The sequence below is a fragment of the Pseudoduganella guangdongensis genome, from assembly GCF_009857475.1.
In the GTDB taxonomy this organism is placed as follows: domain Bacteria; phylum Pseudomonadota; class Gammaproteobacteria; order Burkholderiales; family Burkholderiaceae_D; genus Rugamonas; species Rugamonas guangdongensis.
Map to the genome: position 1 here is coordinate 1 of NZ_WWCJ01000048.1, position 615 is coordinate 615.

General features: G+C 51.2%; 1 protein-coding gene. It reads left to right on the top strand.

All coding sequences use genetic code 11. The annotated features are described in order from the left end of the window. The coding region (locus tag GTP41_RS26760; protein ID WP_202419902.1) for an Imm42 family immunity protein at positions 1-590 on the top strand (590 nt) is incomplete at its 5' end. Positions 591-615: the final 25 nt, after the last annotated feature.

The following is a 615-nucleotide window of genomic DNA, read 5'->3' on the forward strand; positions in this document are numbered from 1 at the left end:
CGGCCATCAGCCGCCGCTCGCATCTGGTTTCCGAGTTTTTAAAATTCGACGAACGAATGACTTCAGAAGTTTCGATTTATAGGCACTTTGGGGACTTGGCGCAATTCGCCATTGTTTGCGCTCACGATCCGTTTGGAAGTGAGCCACACCACGTGTTTGGCAGAATGTGTATTCGCGCAGGCGATAAGGTACTAGGCGATTTTGACGAACCGGCCTGCATGCTGAACGTGACTGCGAGCCACCTTCAGGCAATCCTGGAGCGTATTCCACAGATGGATGGTGCCATTTTCCAGGGGCAGAGCGATGCGCTCGCATGGGACATCATCGACAATGCGCTATACCTTGACGATGACCGCTCTACAGAAGAAATTGTCGCGGATTCAAAGCGCTTTTTCCGATACGACTTTCTGACCAACGGCGGTGAGTCGTTCGACAATTCGAAATCCTTCATAGTTCGAGACGGGGACAGTGTACGATTGCTTTTTAAGACAGGCGATGATGATGCTTTAGAAAGCATGAACGTGGAAGTCGGGACATTTTGCGCAGTTGTTCGAGGGTTTCTTGACTGGATTGATCAAGGCGGCAACTAGCGACCAACTCGACGGCATGCGGCCA